The sequence below is a fragment of the Bradyrhizobium sp. SRL28 genome (assembly GCF_018596315.1).
GTDB lineage: Bacteria > Pseudomonadota > Alphaproteobacteria > Rhizobiales > Xanthobacteraceae > Bradyrhizobium.
This window is the reverse complement of sequence record NZ_JAHEAG010000078.1, coordinates 1-16340: the sequence shown is the minus strand read 5'-3', so window position 1 is coordinate 16340 and position 16340 is coordinate 1. Positions and strand designations below refer to the sequence as shown.

At 62.2% G+C, this 16340-nt stretch carries 15 protein-coding genes, 1 pseudogene and 1 riboswitch; of the genes and pseudogenes, 7 read left to right on the top strand and 9 right to left on the bottom strand.

Annotated features, from left to right (window positions below; all coding sequences use genetic code 11):
• Window positions 1-11: 11 nt before the first annotated feature.
• A complete protein-coding gene (locus tag KIP88_RS43360) occupies window positions 12-1583 on the bottom strand; it encodes a winged helix-turn-helix domain-containing protein (protein ID WP_214494183.1) in 1572 nt (523 codons plus the stop codon).
• 168 nt (window positions 1584-1751) lie between these two features.
• Here KIP88_RS43360 and KIP88_RS43355 point away from each other — a divergent pair, with 168 nt between their 5' ends.
• Complete coding sequence (locus KIP88_RS43355; RefSeq protein ID WP_214494182.1) at window positions 1752-2003, top strand: DUF1127 domain-containing protein; 252 nt, start codon at window positions 1752-1754, stop codon at window positions 2001-2003.
• A gap of 177 nt (window positions 2004-2180) precedes the next feature.
• Here the strand turns inward: KIP88_RS43355 and KIP88_RS43350 are convergent, their stop codons facing one another.
• Window positions 2181-2780 (bottom strand): gamma-glutamylcyclotransferase, encoded by a 600-nt coding sequence (locus tag KIP88_RS43350; RefSeq protein ID WP_214494181.1) that lies wholly within the window; start codon window positions 2778-2780, stop codon window positions 2181-2183.
• Between the two features lie 110 nt (window positions 2781-2890).
• Between KIP88_RS43350 and KIP88_RS43345 the strand changes: the two genes are divergently transcribed.
• The 3 genes from KIP88_RS43345 (at window position 2891) to KIP88_RS43335 (ending at window position 5403) form a co-directional block, all read left to right on the top strand.
• Window positions 2891-4078 carry a DUF2125 domain-containing protein gene (locus KIP88_RS43345; RefSeq protein WP_214494180.1) on the top strand — a complete coding sequence of 396 codons (1188 nt, stop codon included), beginning with the start codon at window positions 2891-2893 and terminating at the stop codon, window positions 4076-4078.
• A 247-nt stretch (window positions 4079-4325) separates the two neighbouring features.
• On the top strand, window positions 4326-4760 hold the full coding sequence (locus KIP88_RS43340; RefSeq protein ID WP_214494179.1) for a CVNH domain-containing protein: 435 nt from the start codon (window positions 4326-4328) through the stop codon (window positions 4758-4760).
• Window positions 4761-4860: 100 nt separating this feature from the next.
• Complete coding sequence (locus tag KIP88_RS43335; protein WP_214494178.1) at window positions 4861-5403, top strand: hypothetical protein; 543 nt, start codon at window positions 4861-4863, stop codon at window positions 5401-5403.
• 474 nt (window positions 5404-5877) lie between these two features.
• Here the strand turns inward: KIP88_RS43335 and KIP88_RS47460 are convergent.
• The 6 genes and pseudogenes from KIP88_RS47460 to KIP88_RS43310 all read right to left on the bottom strand — a co-directional run.
• Window positions 5878-5976, bottom strand: a pseudogene (locus KIP88_RS47460) (prephenate/arogenate dehydrogenase family protein); the annotation flags it as partial.
• A 91-nt stretch (window positions 5977-6067) separates the two neighbouring features.
• Window positions 6068-7078, bottom strand: a complete 1011-nt coding sequence (locus tag KIP88_RS43330; protein ID WP_214494177.1) for a transporter — start codon at window positions 7076-7078, stop codon at window positions 6068-6070.
• Between the two features lie 28 nt (window positions 7079-7106).
• Window positions 7107-8591, bottom strand: a complete 1485-nt coding sequence (locus tag KIP88_RS43325) for an arylsulfatase (RefSeq protein ID WP_214494176.1) — start codon at window positions 8589-8591, stop codon at window positions 7107-7109.
• A 484-nt stretch (window positions 8592-9075) separates the two neighbouring features.
• Window positions 9076-10017 carry a prephenate/arogenate dehydrogenase family protein gene (locus tag KIP88_RS43320; RefSeq protein WP_214494175.1) on the bottom strand — a complete coding sequence of 314 codons (942 nt, stop codon included), beginning with the start codon at window positions 10015-10017 and terminating at the stop codon, window positions 9076-9078.
• Window positions 10014-11111, bottom strand: a complete 1098-nt coding sequence (hisC, locus tag KIP88_RS43315; RefSeq protein WP_214494174.1) for a histidinol-phosphate transaminase — start codon at window positions 11109-11111, stop codon at window positions 10014-10016. The genes KIP88_RS43320 and hisC overlap by 4 nt, the downstream gene beginning before the upstream one ends.
• A 43-nt stretch (window positions 11112-11154) precedes the next feature.
• Complete coding sequence (locus KIP88_RS43310) at window positions 11155-12003, bottom strand: chorismate mutase (RefSeq protein WP_214494173.1); 849 nt, start codon at window positions 12001-12003, stop codon at window positions 11155-11157.
• A 174-nt stretch (window positions 12004-12177) separates the two neighbouring features.
• Window positions 12178-12257: riboswitch (SAM riboswitch) on the top strand.
• Window positions 12258-12341: 84 nt separating this feature from the next.
• Here KIP88_RS43310 and KIP88_RS43305 point away from each other — a divergent pair.
• Together KIP88_RS43305 and metW are read left to right on the top strand one after the other, a co-directional pair.
• Window positions 12342-13547 carry a homoserine O-acetyltransferase gene (locus tag KIP88_RS43305; protein WP_214494172.1) on the top strand — a complete coding sequence of 402 codons (1206 nt, stop codon included), beginning with the start codon at window positions 12342-12344 and terminating at the stop codon, window positions 13545-13547.
• A 1-nt stretch (window position 13548) separates the two neighbouring features.
• A complete protein-coding gene (metW, locus tag KIP88_RS43300; protein WP_214494171.1) occupies window positions 13549-14217 on the top strand; it encodes a methionine biosynthesis protein MetW in 669 nt (222 codons plus the stop codon).
• 114 nt (window positions 14218-14331) lie between these two features.
• Here the strand turns inward: metW and KIP88_RS43295 are convergent, their stop codons facing one another.
• The gene (locus KIP88_RS43295; protein ID WP_214494170.1) at window positions 14332-15204 is read right to left on the bottom strand and encodes an alpha/beta fold hydrolase; all 873 of its coding nucleotides are present in this window, start codon (window positions 15202-15204) and stop codon (window positions 14332-14334) included.
• Between the two features lie 257 nt (window positions 15205-15461).
• On the opposite strand from KIP88_RS43295, the gene KIP88_RS43290 reads away from it, so the two are divergent.
• The coding region (locus tag KIP88_RS43290; protein WP_214494169.1) for a TIGR02594 family protein at window positions 15462-16340 on the top strand (879 nt) is incomplete at its 3' end.

Here is a 16340-nt window from a genome sequence, read left to right as displayed (position 1 = left end):
GCCAAAAGCGGTCATTCCGGCAAGCCCGCGATCCGGAAAGCTTGTGCCAATCTTTCGATATCTTCCGCCCTTCGAAGTGGGACAACGTCCTTGATTCGGGAAATGCGTAGGGTGGGATCCAGTTGTAGTGCGAGCATGCATGCCTTTCGTGCCTCTTCAACGCGTCCAGACATCGCATGGCATGCCATCATGATACGGTATCCGGCCAAAAAATTGGGTTGCCGCCTGATAGTAGCTGCCGCCCACGATGAGGCCTCGTCATTGCGGCCAGCCATAAAATGAGCCCAAGCCATCCCGGAATGAGCAGTGAATATCGATGGATCCAGCGGGCTCAAACGCAACGCGACTTGGAATTGCTCGATCGCGGGATCGATTTCCCCGAGACAAAGGTGGATCCACCCCATCCAATATCGTGCGGTCGCCTGATTTGGATCTAAATTTATCGCCCGCGAGACGAGGTCCGCGCCTTCCTCGACCTCACCCACTACGTAGGCAAGCGCATGTCCGGCCCGTGCAAGAACTGATGGATCGTCCTGATCGAGTTCGATCGCCCGCCTCGCGAGATGCCGGGTTTCAGCTATTTCCTCGGCAGTACCGGTCCACCAGCCGAAAGATTTCCTTTGAATATAGCAACGAGCGCCGAGCGCGTACGCTGCGGCGAATTCCGGATCGATACCATTGGCAATCTCCGTAAGCCTGAGCGCTTCAGTAGTCTCTTCGCGGGTGCGCCGATAAAAGGCGGCGAGCGCACGAAGATAGTAGTCGTAGGCCTGAAGGCTTCCGGTTGGTTTGCGCTGTGCACGCTCGATCTCGGCGCGTTGCAGTAGAGGAGCGATTGCGCCGATCACGTTGCTCGTCATTTGATCCTGCAAATCGAAAATATCCTCAAGCAAGCTGTCAAACCGATCCGCCCAGAGATGCACTCCTGTTGTGGCATCGATGAGCTGTCCAGTGATGCGAACGCGATTGGCTGCCTTTCGGACACTGCCCTCGAGCACGTAGCGAACGCCAAGTTCACGTCCGACTTCCTTGATATCGACGGCTTTGCCCTTGTAAGTGAAGGTGGATTGTCGCGCGATGACGAACACGGATTTTGAGCGCGACAGTCCCGTGATGATGTCTTCCACCATGCCGTCGGCGAAATATTCCTGCTCCGGACCGCCGCTCATAGTCTCAAACGGTAGCACAGCGATGGAGGGCTTGTCGGGGAGCGGGAGAGCGGGTTTCGGCTGTTCCGTAGGAATATCGCTGACCGCCCCGCCTGCGGGCTTCTTCGCTTCCCGAACCGTACCGACGAAGCGAAACCCCTTCCGTGGCAATGTCTTGATGAGGCGCTGTTTCTCCCCGGTGTCGCCAATCGCGTGCCGGGCGACATTCAGGCGGGTCGTGAGCGCCGCATCGGACACGTTGCGCCCGTTCCAAATGGTGTTGATGAGGTCGTCTTTGCTGACGACGCGCTCCCGGTTGCGGATTAGGTAGTCGAGCAGGTCAAAGACCTGTGGCGCCACGGAGACGACGTCCGCGCCGCGATATAACTCGCGACGCTCGGGGTCTAATGCATAATCCTCGAAGAGATAGCGCAAGGTGCAATCCCTTGGATGAGGGCCCCGATCACTGGCTAAAGCCTTAGCTCCGCTGGAACTTGCAAGAATAAGCTAGCTGTGAGGAAAATGTAAGCTACCGGTTAAGCGCACCCGTCGATCTGCTGGCACCCTGTACGGCTAGAAACATCGTCCGGGGGAGACACCGCGATGAGCACGACCTACAGCACAACGTGGCTGGACCGAACAACATCCGCGTCGATACGGTGCGCCTCTACCCTCATCTGGAAATACTGGGATGCCTTTCAGGAGCGGCGCGAACGGCAGAAATTGCGCTCCGCCTTGTCTGAACTAACTGACATGGAGCTGAAAGATATCGGCACTACGCGCGGTGAGATCGACTACGTTGCCTCGAACCGAGGTATCGACCCGCGAAGTATCCGGAGTGGACTGTTACTCTGATCTTGCACCGACTGAGTGGCTGGAAAATTCCGAGCAGAGCCCGACTTCCGGTATGGGTCTCATAAACAGACATGCCCAGTACCGACCTTCGAGGACCGCTATGCCTCCAATCGCGGATGCTGGCTATCGCAGCCACTGGGTTTCATTTCAGTCGACTTTGTGAGTACACACCCCAGCTCAACGGTCGCTGTTCTCTGCGGGAAGAGCCGGATGATGCTGATCGTGCAGCATCGTCGCGAGCCGATGCAGTTGGGAATCGCGAAAACCTTCCGCCTCGATCGCCTTCACGGTAGCCACAACGTAGTCGCGGTTGACGCCGGACTGGCCGTGCCCCTGCAGCACGTGACGCAACTGTTCTGCGAGCGAAAGCCGTCCCGCATATTGCACGTGGCCACGGTCGACCACGTAGACGAGGGCGCTGACGCGCTGGCGCGCCTCGTTCTCCAGCCACACCGATCGTTTCACCTCGCGGTACACCGAGGTGACCTGCTCGCGCTCGCGCAAATAGGCGATGGTCGCAGCGCTGTTCTTTTCCGCGACCCGGAACGCGACGCCGCGGCAGGCTCCGCCGCGATCGAGCCCGAGCACAAGGCCCGGCTTTTCCGGCGTGCCGCGATGGACGAAGGAATAGACGCAGAGCGCGCGGTGCTCGCCGATCAGCCGGGCCGGAACCCGCTCGATGAATTCGAAGCCCGGGCGCCACATCAGGGAGCCGTAACCGAACACCCAGAGGTCGCCTGTCGAGAATTCCGTATCGTTCAGCGTAATCGCGGACATGCCCTCGCACCGCTACCAGAACGGCGCGACAAAGCGAAGTGATTTCAATGCCTTTTGTTGTGGGGAGTGGATGCTTACATTTGACAAAATCGCTAGCCAAAGGACGCCGCATGCCTGACATGACCCCCGCGCCACGCCGGCGCCCGCTGTGGCGCCTCTTCATCGTGCCCGCACTGCTCGTCGTCGCCGCCGCGGCATGGAGCGCGTTCTGGTTCTATGCCGCTTCCGAAGCCGGCGTCCGCGCCGACGCGTGGGCCGCGCAGGAGGCAAAGGCCGGCCGGGTCTATGCGTGCGGCAAGCGCTCGGTGGCGGGCTTCCCGTTCCGCTTCGAGGTTCGCTGCGACGACGCCAGCGTGTCGCTGGTTTCTCAGACGGCCGGCGGGCAGACGGCATTCACCGCGCGGCTCGCCGAGATCATGGTGATCGCGCAGATCTACCAGCCGAAATTGCTGATCGCCGAATTCAAGGCGCCGGCCACGCTGGCCGATCGCGGCCAGCCGCCGTCGCTGAAGGTGAACTGGACCAGCGGCCGCAGCAGCGTCAGCGGACTGCCTGATATTCCGCAGCGCGCGTCTATCGTGTTCGAAAATCCGTCGATCGATCGCGTCAACGGTCCCGTGCAGACGCCGCTCGCCCGCGCCAGCCGAGCCGAGTTGCACGGGCGCCTCGTCGAGGGGTCGGCGAAAGATCATCCGGTGATAGAAACCGCGTTGCAAATAGCAGGCGGCAGCGTGCAGGAACTGCATCCGCTGCTATCAGCGCCGTTCGATGCCGGCGTGGAGGCCAAGCTCACCGGCTTGAAGGATTTTTCGCCGAAACCCTGGCCGGAACGGTTCAGGGAACTGCAGGCGGCGGGCGGCCGTGTCGAGATCGTGCGGTCGCGGATTCAACAGGGCGATCTGGTCTCGGTCGCGGCGGGGACGTTGAGCCTCAACGCGCAGGGGCGGATCGACGGCGAATTGCAGATGACGGTGGCGGGGATCGAGAAAGTGATTCCGGCGCTTGGCATCGAAAAGATGCTGGAGGAGGGCGTGCCGCAGGCAACGCTCGATCGCGTCGCCCCGGGCGTCAAGACGCAGGACCTCAACAATCTGTTCGGCGCGCTCGACCGGGCGATCCCGGGCCTCGGCAAGGCCGTCAAGCAGAACGCCAATACCGGCGTCGCCGCCGGCATCAATTCGCTCGGCAAGGAGGCGGAGCTCGAAGGCAAGAAGGCCCGCGCCTTCCCGCTGCGCTTCGTCGACGGCGCGGTGTTTCTCGGGCCGCTGAAAGTCGGGCAGGTGCCGCCGCTGTTTTAGCCTTCGTCGTCCCGGCAAAGCGACCTGTCTGCCGTAGCTCAACGAGCAAGGCGGAAGCGTGCCCACCAACACATTTCCCATATCGAGGCTGAATGGTGGCACGGCGCAAGCGCGCCTTTTCCTGCCCTACGCTTCTAATCCGCCATGCGAGCTTGCAGGCACCATCGAGCGTGACGCTCATCACGGCAATGGCCTTGAAGACACCTAAGGTCCTCCACGTGCAGTTCCTGCATCCTGGGAGGACATCATGACAAATAGATACGCACTTTCGATTCCTGGACTTCTAACGGCTGCCGCGATTGTCGCCTTCTCAGGTCCTGCGTTTGCTGTGCCAGGCGGCAGCTATCTCAAGACCTGCCAGAGCATCACTCAAATCCAATCCACGGTGAAGGCGAAGTGCGACAACGGCCACGGCTCTCTGCGTGCAACGTCGATAGACCTGCAGCGTTGCCAACCCGGGGTGGGGCTAGACAACATATATGGCACTTTGACCTGTCATTCTCGATTGCCGCCCGGCAGCTACAAGCAGTCCTGCGGCGGCGCTGTGGTGATGGACGGCATTCTGCGCGCAAGCTGCCTGACGCGGAGCGGCGCAGCCAGTGGAACGCGTATCCGCCTGGACTCTTGTCCGCGAGGCGACATTGCCAACATCAACGGTCAGCTCCTCTGCGTCAGATCGTAGGCGCAGCTTCCGGCCCTGATGCAACTCCTGCGAAGGGCGCTTCACGCACCTTCGCAAATCCATTCATCGCAAACTGATTATACCCACTGGAAGATTACCCATGATCGCATTTCTGAGGACACTCCTCCTGCTCACCCTCTTTTGCTGCGGATCGGCGCTCGCCGACCAGACCTTCAATCAGCCGCGCTGGTTCGATGACCGGCTCGACTGGTGCCTGACCTGGGCGAGTAACTGCGGAAAGCCGGCCGCAGACAGGTTCTGCACGCGTCGCCGTTTCACCGCGGCGGCAAGTTTTGCGGCCGAATCAGGCGTCGGAAGAACCCGGGTCAGCGGGACCGACCAGGTCTGCAATGGCCCGAATTGCACCGGATTTCGGTTCATTAACTGCAGTGGCCCGATCTCCAGCAACCGCGTCTTCGCGAATCCCGTTTGGAGAGGAAGCAGGCTCGATGTCTGCAAATCATTTGGCAAAGATTGCGGAAAGCCCGCCGCCGATGCCTTTTGCGTAAGCCAGGGTTTTCGGTCGTCGAGTTCTTCCTTTCAGGACTCGACGCCGGGACGCAGCACGACGCGCATCATCAGCAACAACCAGCTCTGCGACCAGAATATCTGCGTCGGCTTTCAGATGATTGTCTGTCAGTAGCCGGAAGATGGACGGCGAGAAGGTCGCGGCATCAAGCTTGGCAAACACATAGCTTAACATACGATATGGCAGGGTCGGGAGAAGCACGTGAGCATCAGATATCGGTTTGGGGGCGTTGTACTAGTCACTTTCATAATTGCTTATCTTGGATCGAAGACAGGAGCGTCGGGTTGGGAGTTGGCCGCTATCCTGGGGGTATCAGGTCTTGGACTGCAAATGGTGGCAGGGATGAACGTTATGAAAAAGTGGACTGATAACGAGTGAGAGTGCGTACCTTAAAGCTCAGCAAAGGCACTTCAGCCAGCTGCGGCAAGCCAGTCCGGGCTACAAGGCTGACGATCTCTCCACGTCATTGCCTGCGACAAACGCGAAGCGTTTGCGCAAGGGAGCGTAGCGACGAAGCAATCCATTCTTCCTTCGTGGCTAGATGGATTGCTTCGCTGCGCTCGCAATGACGGCCGCGAGAGCGGAAGCTCACTCCGCCATCTTCGCCATCGGCGGATGCGGCCGGCCGAAATCGGGCGCCGCCGAATCCTGGCCGATCTCGACGATGCCGCGTCGGATGGCGCGGGTGAGTACTGACTTGCTGCGTTGCCACGAAATGACGCGAGGTGCCAGAGGCAGACATCTCGCCTCTTGGGCCACTTGGATTTGGACCCGGTCTTCAGTATTTCCGCACTATCGGTTTGGCCGAGGCCGGCTCTGGAGCGGCAGGAGATATCGCAAAGGTTAGCCAAGCGTTCCATCCATCCGGCCTGTTCTGGGCCGCGAACTCCTTGTAGGCCTTTACATTGACGTATCCTTGCATATCGCCGACCGGGAACAGAAAGCCGATCTGCGGCCCCACACCGGCAATACGCGAGCGGAAACCACCAAGTGCGGGAGGCGCTCCAAAGTCGTCGGTCACCTGCTGCAGGTAGTAGCCGACGACTCCGAGCTGAAGCTTGTTGTCGAAGAAGTGGGAGGCGCCCCAATCGACATGGAAATCCATTCCGTTCTGGTATTGCGTGTAGGTGTTCTTGAAATTGTAGGTCATCCCGGCGACTGCGGAGAACTCGTTGCCGGACTTGGGATCGAAATATGTATAGCCTCCCCCGAAATCGATGGCGCCATGTCCGATCCCGAGGTTGGCGAGACGGTTGGGATCATAATCCCCGATGGGAATGAGGCCCGTGCCGTAGACCATGACGTTGTTGACGCCTTGGTTCCATTTGAGCGCCACCTGAGGAATCACGTCTCCGTAGGAAGTCAGATCCTGCGTCCGATTGAGCGCGATCGTGTTGCCGAGCGGGCCGGTGAGGGAGAGCGCCGCCGACGCCTCGCTTCGTCCGGCGATGCCAAGGACGCTGACTGATAGCTGGGCGCCCAGAACGGGGGTCGCGAAGACGTAGGTCGGCCCGAATCCAACGAGGTCGCCTCGGCCGCTGAGGCCGACATCGACCCGCCCGCCGCGCGGGAATTGCGCGCCCGCGACTGAAGCGACATCGGTGTGGATGTAGAACGTCGCCCATGACCATCCGGGCGTTGCAGGGGTCGCGGAGAGGCTGCCGAATGTGCCTGGCAGCCAGAAGCTGAGACCTCCTTCGTCGGCCAGGGCGGGTGAGGGCTTTCCGGCGATGACCAGCGAACAAATGGCCACACCCAGGGCCACGCTCGCAAACGCTGTTGGTTTCATGGTCCGCTCCAGCTTTTAATGCATCATCTTAGGTCTTCCGAACGGGAACGTGGTCCAGCGGCGCGCCGGCCGGGATCAGCGGTTCGCGTTTCACGCTGACTGCAAATTCCTTCAGGATCCTCCCGAAGTGCGCAGACGTCCATGAATGCATGTATGGTAAGTCGATCGCCTTGCGTTCCTTGGGATCGACCGTCAGATTGACGATATGCGGGCTCGCAAGTTTCTGCGAGGGCTCCAAGCTGCTCCGTTGCAGATACATCACCAGCTTGAAATTGTGCCACTTCACGCCGTAAAGCGTCTCTCCCATCCAATAGGGAAAGCCGTCTCGCGCCGAACGGTCTCGCTTGCCCTCCAGAAACTCTCGCTGGTCGATACCGTCGATGACGCGGTCGGCCGGCACGTCGGCGCCGGTCCACCGCAGGAGCGTGGTGAACATGTCGGTGATGTGGACGACATCGTTGCTTTGCTTTCCGCCCGGCACCTTGCCGGGATAGCGCACGATGCAGGGTGTGCGCAGCGAGCCTTCCATGCCCGTGAAGTAGGAGCCATCGAAGAAGCCGGGATGACCGCGCCAGGTTTCCAGTTCCTCCGGCCCGTTGTCTCCGGAGAAAACGACGATGGTGTTGTCGTCGACCTTGAGCTCCTTCAGCGTATCCAGGATCTCGCCGAAATCGGAATCGAGTTCGAGCAGGCAGTCCGCCCAATCGCCCTGGCCTGATTTTCCCTTGAACTCCGGGCGTGGGATCGTGGGCATATGCATCAGTGAGTGGTTGAAGTAGAGGAAGAACGGCTTTCCTGCGTCTGCGCTGCGCTTCATAAAGGCCTTGCCGCGCGTGAGGAATTCGCGGTCGACGTCGCGCCTGACGTCGAGGTCGAGTTGCTTGACGGCTCGCGGCTCGCGGTCGCCCTTGCGGGCCTCAAGCATGTTACTGGTGCCGTCGCGCTTGGGGTCGTACCAAGGATCGGTAGGCCAGAGCGACTCGTCCCAGGTGCGCGGCGGGCCGTACCATTCGTCGAAGCCGTGATCGGTCGGCCACCGCCCCGCCGACCCGCCGATGTGCCATTTTCCGACAGTGGCATACCCCCGCGCCGACAGCACATCGCCCATCGTCCGCTCCCACGCGACCAAGCCACCCTCTTCGCCGGGCAATGCGACTGTGTGATTGCCCGAGCGGACGGCATAGCGGCCAGTCATCAACGCGGAGCGGGACGGCGTGCACTGCGCCTCGGGAGCGAAATTGAGCAGCTTCATGCCCTCGCCTGCGAAAGCATCGATCCGGCGTGTGTCCGCTCCTCTGAGAATACCACCGCCGTAGCAGCCCAGCTCGCCGTAGCCGAGATTGTCGACGAGAAAGTAGACGATGTTAGGAGGACCGCTCGGTGCCGACCGCGATTGTTGCTGCGCCTGCGCGACCCTTACGGAGCCGTCGACTACAATGGCCGAGGTCGCGGCGAGCGCCGTGCCCCCCAGCAGGATGTCTCGTCGGTTCGGGCCGCCCTCATCGGTTTGCATGTCGCGCCCCAGGATGATTTGACGTAGTCGAGGATGCTTTTCCAGCGACCGGTCGTCGGCCGCTGCCCAACTCATTACTCGGCGTCGTGAACACTATCACATCCGCTCGAAAGCAATATGCGCGTTGTGCCAACATTCAAAATTCGGGAAATTTTGATTTCGCGGTTCCACTTCGATCAATCGCGACCGGAACGCGTTGCTGGCAGGGTCCAGGCTGTCGGCTATGCCCGCTGAAAGCGGAAGTAATCAGGGTGGCGACATCCGCCGCGACGCGCCTTTGCGGGTTGATGGCGTGGCCCGGTGCGCGATTCAAGCTTCCAAACTGGAGCCTCGATCGCGATGGACGTTACGGAAGCTACTTCGCCAGCTGATAGATCGCCAAGACTTGATAACTGGAGAAAGTGTCAGTGATGTTTCCGAACAGGTGTCAGCCATGTCCCCGGACCAAACACTGCGCGGGGTATTTGCAGTCTTGCGATTTCTCTCACTCCGCCTTCTTCGCCATCGGCGGATGCGGCCGGCCGAAATCGGGCGCCGCCGAATCCTGGCCGATCTCGACGATGCCGCGGCGGATGGCGCGGGTGCGGGTGAAGTGCTCGAACAGCGCTTCGCCATCGTTGCGGCGGATGGCGCGGGTGAGTTTTGAAAGATCCTCGTTGAAGGTGCCGAGCATTTCCAGCACGGCTTCCTTGTTGTTCAAAAACACGTCGCGCCACATCGTGGGATCGGACGCTGCGATACGGGTGAAATCGCGAAAGCCGCCGGCGGAGAATTTTATCACTTCCGACGACGTCACCTGCGCCAGCTCATCCGCGGTGCCGACGATGGTGTAGGCGATCAGATGCGGCAGGTGGCTCGTGATCGCCAGCACCAGATCATGATGGTCAGGCGTCATGATCTCGACCTTGGCGCCCATGCCGGCCCAGAACGCACGCAGGGTTTCGACCGCCATGGGATCGGTGCCATCGGGCGGCGTGAGGATGCACCAGCGGTTGATGAAGAGTTCGGCGAAACCGGATTCGGGACCGGAATGCTCGGTGCCCGCCACCGGATGCGCCGGAACGAAATGGACGCTCTGCGGCAGATGCGGCGCCATCTCGCGGACGATCGCGCCCTTGACCGACCCGACGTCGGAGACGATCGCGCCCGGTTTGAGGAAAGGCGCGATTTCCTGGGCGACCGGCCCGCAGGCGCCGACCGGGATGCAGAGGATCACGAGGTCGGCGTCCGCAACGGCCTCCGCGTTGGTTTCCAGCACGCGGTCGACGATGGAAAGTTCGGTCACCCGCGCGCGCGTCTTCTCCGAGCGCGCGGTGGTGACGATTTCGCTGGCGAGCGCTTGCGCCCGCGCGGCGCGCGCGATCGAGCCGCCGATCAGGCCGAAGCCGATCAGCGCAACGCGTCGGAAGATCGGCACGGTGTTCATGTCGCCGCCATGAAGTCGCGCAAGGCATCGACGACGAGGCGGTTGGCCTCCTCGGTGCCGATGGTCATGCGCAGGGCGTGGGGAAGGCCGTAATTGTTGAGCGCGCGCAGCACCAGCCCCCGTTTGGTCAGGAACGCGTCTGCCTCAGTCGAGGTCTTGCCCTTGTCGAGCGGGAAGTGGATCAGCACGAAATTCGCGACGCTCGGCGTGACCTTCAGCCCGAGTTTTGTCACCTCTTCCGTCAGCCAGTTGCGCCACTGCTCGGTGAACGCCTTCGACATCTGGACATGCGCGGTGTCCTCGATCGCGGCCACCGCCGCCAGCATCGCCGGCGTCGAGACGTTGAACGGCCCGCGGATCCGGTTGACCGCGTCGATGATGTTGGCAGGGCCGAACATCCAGCCGATCCGCAACGCGGCCAGCCCGTGAATCTTGGAGAAGGTATGCGTCATCACGGTATTTTCGGTGGTCGCCACCAGTTCGAGGCCGAGTTCGTAATCGTTGCGCGACACGTAGTCGGCATAGGCCGCATCGAGCACCAGCAGCACATGCGGCGGCAAACCTGCGCGCAGCCGCTTGACCTCGTCGAACGGCACGTAGGTGCCGGTCGGGTTGTTCGGGTTGGCCAGCCACACCAGTTTCGTGCGCGGCGTCACGCGCGCAAGGATGGCGTCGACGTCGGCGGTGAAGTTGGTCTCGGGCGCGACGACGTTCTTGCCGCCGTTCGCCATCGTCGCGATCGGGTACACCAGAAAACCGTGGGCGGTGGAGATCGCTTCATCCCCATGGCTCAGATAAGTGTGCGCCAGCAGGTTGAGGATTTCGTCCGAGCCGGCGCCGCAGATGATGCGGTTGGGGTCGAGCCCATAGGCGCGGCCGATCGCCTCGCGCAGCACCCGCGAGGTGCCTTCCGGATAGTCCTCCAGATGCGCCGCCGCCTGCTTGTAGACTTCCCTGGCCTTCGGCGACGGCCCGAACGGAGTCTCGTTGGCGGACAGCTTGAACACCTTGCGGCCCGGCTCCGGCACCGGCGTCTTGCCGGGCGTGTAGGGCGCAATATCGAGAATGCCGGGATTCGGCACGGGGCGGTTCATCTTCTGGCTCCGGATATTCAGGGCGGCTTAGGACTTGGCGGCTTTAAGACTTGGCTGCCCCGTTCGGGGGCACCGTATAGCGCGTTGCGTGGCTGCCGACGAGGGCCGACGAGCGCACCGAGGCGCCGGCCTGGATCAGAGCGGCCTTGATCTTCTCGAAGCCGGTGCCGGCATCCGACACCAGAAGCGCCGCGCCGTCGAAGGCGGTATCGGGCACGGCGACGATTTCGGCGAGCGGCGCCAGCGCGCGCGCGATATCGGCGTTCCAGCCGGAGACGCGCACGCTCCACATCTGGACTTCCGTCACCATGGCGTCGTCGGCGACCCGCGAGATCACGAACACGGGGAGTGCGGCCGGATGATCGGCGCGTTCGAGGAACGGCAGCCGCGCGATGATTTTTGGTGCGCCACTTGATTCCAGCGCGATCCACCACGGCGTGCGGCTGGAGATCGCCGAAACCAGCGCCAGATCGCCCTTCGATTTCGCTACGGCTTCCACCGCGGCCTGCGCGCTGAAGTGTGCGACATAGGGCACGACGAAGCCGAAATGAAAGCGCGCCGAATCCCGCATCGCGGGCTCGCTGACCGAGACGTCCGCATGCACCGAGAACGGCGCCTGGACGTAAGTGAAGGTCGAGATGATGACGCGCCAGATGCTCTCGATGGTGTCGAGCGGCAGGATGCCGCGATGGCGCTGCACCAGTTGCCGCATCATGCTGGCCTCGCGCGCAGGCCGGAACGCGGAGCCGACTTCCTGGGTCTGCTTCACCTGGATCAGCCGGTCGATGATGTCGCCGCGCGCCATCAGGAGGCGATGAACCTGCTCGTCGATCGCATCGATCTCCTTGCGGAGTTCCTGCAGCGAGGGCGGGGCCGGGGGTGCCTTGGACATCTTAAAAACCTTGGTGCCGGAACAGCCCGATGCGGCCGGCAGACAGTCGCATTGATTAGGAAAGACGGGCGCTGAAAGCAAAGAGAAACGTCACGGGGGGCCCTGCACGATCAGGTTAACCATGCCTGCCCGGCCCCGCCTGCCTTGACGAAATGCCTAGGCGGGACTAGCTTTGTTCCATTCCGTGGTCATTTGAGCCGGCCGGCTTGCAGCCACGTTAAACAACTCGCTAAACAGGCCGGGGACAGAGTTGATCCCGGCCGAACCTTTCGTTCAGGCCGGGTTTTTTATGGCCTGATTCTGTCCGTAGAGCCTCCGCGAGGAGGAAGGTCGCCACGATGACAAACGTGCATCCGATACCGAGCCCCTCGATCCTCAACGAGGATCGCGCCCATGAGGCCGATCATCCGACGTCGCTAGTGGCGAAGTTCGGCATGGATCAGCCCTTGAAGCTCGATTGCGGCATCGATCTGGCGCCGTTCCAGATCGCCTATCAGACCTATGGCGAACTGAACGCCGACCGCTCCAACGCCATTCTGATCTGCCACGCGCTGACGCTCGATCAGCATGTCGCCAATCTGCATCCGCTGACCGGCAAGGCCGGCTGGTGGGAAATCATGGTCGGTCCCGGCCGTCCGCTCGATACCGACAGATATTTCATCATCTGTGCGAACGTGATCGGCGGCTGCATGGGATCAACCGGACCGGCCTCGACCAATCCGGCCACCGGCAAGGCGTGGGGGTTGGATTTTCCGCTCATCACCATCCCCGACATGGTCCGCGCGCAGGCCATGTTGCTCGATCGGCTGGGGATCGAAACATTGTTCTGCGTGATCGGCGGGTCCATGGGTGGCATGCAGGTGCTGCAATGGACTGCCGCCTATCCGGAGCGCGTGTTCTCGGCGCTGCCGGTCGCCTGCTCGACACGCCATTCGGCGCAGAACATCGCGTTTCACGAACTCGGCCGGCAGGCTGTGATGGCCGATCCGGACTGGCATCATGGGCGCTATTTCGAACGCAGCACCCACCCGCACCGCGGGCTGGCCGTGGCGCGGATGGCCGGGCACATCACCTATCTCTCCGACGCCGCGCTGCATCGCAAGTTCGGACGGCGGATGCAGGACCGCGAGCTGCCGACTTTCTCGTTCGATGCGGATTTTCAGGTCGAAAGCTATCTGCGCTACCAAGGCTCGTCCTTTGTCGAGCGCTTCGACGCCAACAGCTATCTCTATCTGACGCGCGCGATGGACTATTTCGATATCGCCGCCGACCACAACGGCGTGCTGGCGCAAGCGTTTCGCGGCATCAAGACCCGCTTCTGCGTGGTGTCGTTCACCTCTGACTGGCTGTTCCCGACCTCGGAATCGCGCGCGCTGGTGCATGCGCTGAACGCATCGAGCGCGCGGGTGTCGTTCGCCGAGATCGAGACCGATCGCGGCCACGACGCCTTCCTGCTCGACGTGCCGGAGTTCTTCGACATCTCCCGCGCCTTCCTGGAATCCGCCGGCAAGGCGCGCGGGCTTGGTAGCGTAGGTGGTGGCTGACATGGCGCTTCAGGAACAGGCTTTGCCGCTCGGCGGCGTCGCGCCCGATCGCACGGGCAAGTATCGCACCGATCATCTCCTGGTCGCCGACATGATCGGACGCGGCTCGAAAGTGCTCGACGTCGGCTGCGGCGATGGCGAGTTGCTGCAGCTGCTGGAGAGCCGCGGCATCGACGGCCGCGGCATCGAGCTGTCGCGCGAGGGCGTCAACCGTTGCGTCGCCAGGGGGCTTGCCGTGGTGCAGGGCGATGCCGACACCGATCTCGTCAACTATCCTGATGACGCCTTCGACTACGTGATCCTGTCGCAGACGCTGCAGGCGACGCGGCAGCCGAAGGTCGTGCTGGAGAATCTCTTGCGGATCGGCCGGCGCGCCATTGTCTCGTTTCCGAACTTCGGCTTTTGGAAGATGCGGCTGCAGCTCCTTGTCGGCGGCCACATGCCGCGCACGGAGAATTTGCCGGCGACCTGGTACGACACGGCCAATATCCACTTCTGCACCATCAAGGATTTCGTCGAGCTGTGCGACGCGATCAACGTCAAGATGGAGCGCGCGGTGGCGCTCGATCTCTACGGCCGCCCGGTGCCGCTGAACCTGCCCTGGTGGGTCTGGAACATGTTCGGCGAGCAGGGCGTGTTTCTGCTGAGTAGGGGCGGGGTGGGGAAGTAGCCCTCGTCGTCATTCCGGGGCGATGCGAAGCATCAAGCCCGGAATCCATCGGGCAGCAGGCTACGTGGATGAATGGATTCCGGGCTCGCGCTGCGCGCGCCCCGGAATGACGGCTCAGACCGGCGCCGCCACCAGCGACCTCGGATCGCGCACCGGCCATCTCCCGGCCTCCACCAGCGCGATGAACCGCTCCACCATCTCGTTGAACAGCGCCGGCTCCTCGAGATTGAGCACGTGGCCTGATTTGGGAAAGAACGAGAGCCCCGCCGCCGGCAGATGCTGCTTCAGGAACAGGCTCGGCCCGATGCAATTGTCGTCCTCGTCGCCGCACAGGATCAGCGCCGGCGTCGGCACGCGTCGGATCGCATCCGTCATGGTGTAGATCGAGGGACGTGCGCCCTGAAAACTGCGCATCGTGTTGGCCGAACCCTGGGCGTCATGCCGCGCCAGCGCGGCGTAGAAATCGGCATGGCCGCGCGGGTCCTTCAGCAAAAACGGAATCCGGCTCGGCGCCTCGCGCGTCACTTTTGCAACTTCGACCGAGCCGATCGCTTCATACTGCTCGGCATTGGCCCGGCATTGTGCGCGGAAGGCGTCGAGGTTTTCCAAATTTGATCCTGAGCCCACGGCGGCCAGCGTCATCGACAGCGCGCGCTCCGGCGCATTGAGGCCGACCTGCAGCGACGAATAGGAGCCCATCGACAGGCCGACGAAATGCGCTTTGGCAATGCCGAGGTGATCGAGCACGGCGAGCGCATCAGTATAGAAATGCTTGAAGGTGTAGAATTCGGCGTCAGGCGGCACGTCGGATGGTGTATAGCCGCGCGCCGAATAGGCGATGCAGCGGTGGCCGTGCGAGAAGTAGCGCATCTGCGGCTCCCAGTTGGTGTGGTCGGCCGCGAACTCGTGCAGGAAGATAATCGGCGTCCCGCTTCCCGCCTCTTCATAGTGAAGACGAACGCTATCTTTGGCGACGGCGTAGGGCATTTCCGATTCCTCTCCATTTTCTTGCTTTCACGCAACTTCCTTGCGCGGCCGACCAGCAAAATTGCAATTAATTCTCGGGGCTGCAATGCGGCAGCTTGGTTTCATTTTCGCCATCGAATCGTCGCGGAATCACCCCGGAACCGCTCCCGCGCCGCCACATGAAATCTTCCTCCCGTCACAGCCAGACGCAAAACGCCGCCTGCGTTCGTTCGTACGCGAACGCAAAGGGGAAGTGGGGGATCTACAGAGGATCAAGTATGCGTCAGTTGTTTGCGTTTCGCCGGTCGCTTCGTTTCATCGTACTGGCACTGTGTTCGGCTTCCATCGTCGTATTTGTTTCTCCAGCTTCGGCACGGCCTCACCACGGCGCAGGGCGACACGCCCGGGCCTATCACGCCGGCCATCATGCCAAGCATCATTACGCCTATCGCCACCATCGCCATGCAGGGCGGATGTCGCGCGGGGATCGCAGCGCGCCGCAAATGCAGGCCGGCGGCTTTGCCGATACCAACCCGAGCTTCATGGAAAGCAGCCCCCAGATGGTTGCGCCTGGCGGCTTCGGCTCGCCCAACGTCGTCACAGAGGCGCGCACCGATCGTGGCCATCGTGCCCGGCTCCGGCAGGCCGCGCGTGCATCTCGCTGGGAGCGTGGCGTCGCGCAAATGCAGGCGCGCGGTCTTGCTAACGCCAACGCAAGCGTCGCAACGGATGCAAGCGTAGTAACGAGTGCAAGCGTCGGGTCGAATGCAACCGTGACGCCGGCCGGAGGCGCGATGGCCTCCAGCTTCACCTCATCGAACGTCGTCGCCGAAGCGCGCAAATATCTCGGCGGCAACCCGACGGGACGCGGCAGCCTGTGGTGCGCGCGCTTCATGAACATGGTTCTGCAGCATTCCGGCTATCGCGGCACCGGCTCGGACATGGCGAACTCGTTCGCGAAATACGGCCAGCGCGTTTCCGGCCCGCAGGTCGGCGCGATTGCGGTGATGACGCGCGGCCGCCGCGGCGGCCATGTCGGCATCATCACCGGCGTCGATGCCAAGGGCAATCCGATCATGATATCAGGCAATAACGGCAACCGCGTCCGCGAAGCCCCGGTCTCGCGCGGCCGGATCTACGCCTACGTCATGCCGACG

Bases quoted from the DNA above. Each gene is read 5' to 3' on its own strand.
- KIP88_RS43345 (WP_214494180.1), top strand. From the start codon at position 2,891: ATGCCTGACATGACCCCCGCGCCACGCCGGCGCCCGCTGTGGCGCCTC.
- KIP88_RS43310 (WP_214494173.1), bottom strand. From the start codon at position 12,003: ATGTCCAAGGCACCCCCGGCCCCGCCCTCGCTGCAGGAACTCCGCAAG.
- KIP88_RS43350 (WP_214494181.1), bottom strand. From the start codon at position 2,780: ATGTCCGCGATTACGCTGAACGATACGGAATTCTCGACAGGCGACCTC.
- metW (WP_214494171.1), top strand. From the start codon at position 13,549: ATGGCGCTTCAGGAACAGGCTTTGCCGCTCGGCGGCGTCGCGCCCGAT.
- KIP88_RS43325 (WP_214494176.1), bottom strand. From the start codon at position 8,591: ATGCAAACCGATGAGGGCGGCCCGAACCGACGAGACATCCTGCTGGGG.
- KIP88_RS43330 (WP_214494177.1), bottom strand. From the start codon at position 7,078: ATGAAACCAACAGCGTTTGCGAGCGTGGCCCTGGGTGTGGCCATTTGT.
- KIP88_RS43335 (WP_214494178.1), top strand. From the start codon at position 4,861: ATGATCGCATTTCTGAGGACACTCCTCCTGCTCACCCTCTTTTGCTGC.
- KIP88_RS43340 (WP_214494179.1), top strand. From the start codon at position 4,326: ATGACAAATAGATACGCACTTTCGATTCCTGGACTTCTAACGGCTGCC.
- hisC (WP_214494174.1), bottom strand. From the start codon at position 11,111: ATGAACCGCCCCGTGCCGAATCCCGGCATTCTCGATATTGCGCCCTAC.
- KIP88_RS43355 (WP_214494182.1), top strand. From the start codon at position 1,752: ATGAGCACGACCTACAGCACAACGTGGCTGGACCGAACAACATCCGCG.
- KIP88_RS43320 (WP_214494175.1), bottom strand. From the start codon at position 10,017: ATGAACACCGTGCCGATCTTCCGACGCGTTGCGCTGATCGGCTTCGGC.
- KIP88_RS43305 (WP_214494172.1), top strand. From the start codon at position 12,342: ATGACAAACGTGCATCCGATACCGAGCCCCTCGATCCTCAACGAGGAT.
- KIP88_RS43295 (WP_214494170.1), bottom strand. From the start codon at position 15,204: ATGCCCTACGCCGTCGCCAAAGATAGCGTTCGTCTTCACTATGAAGAG.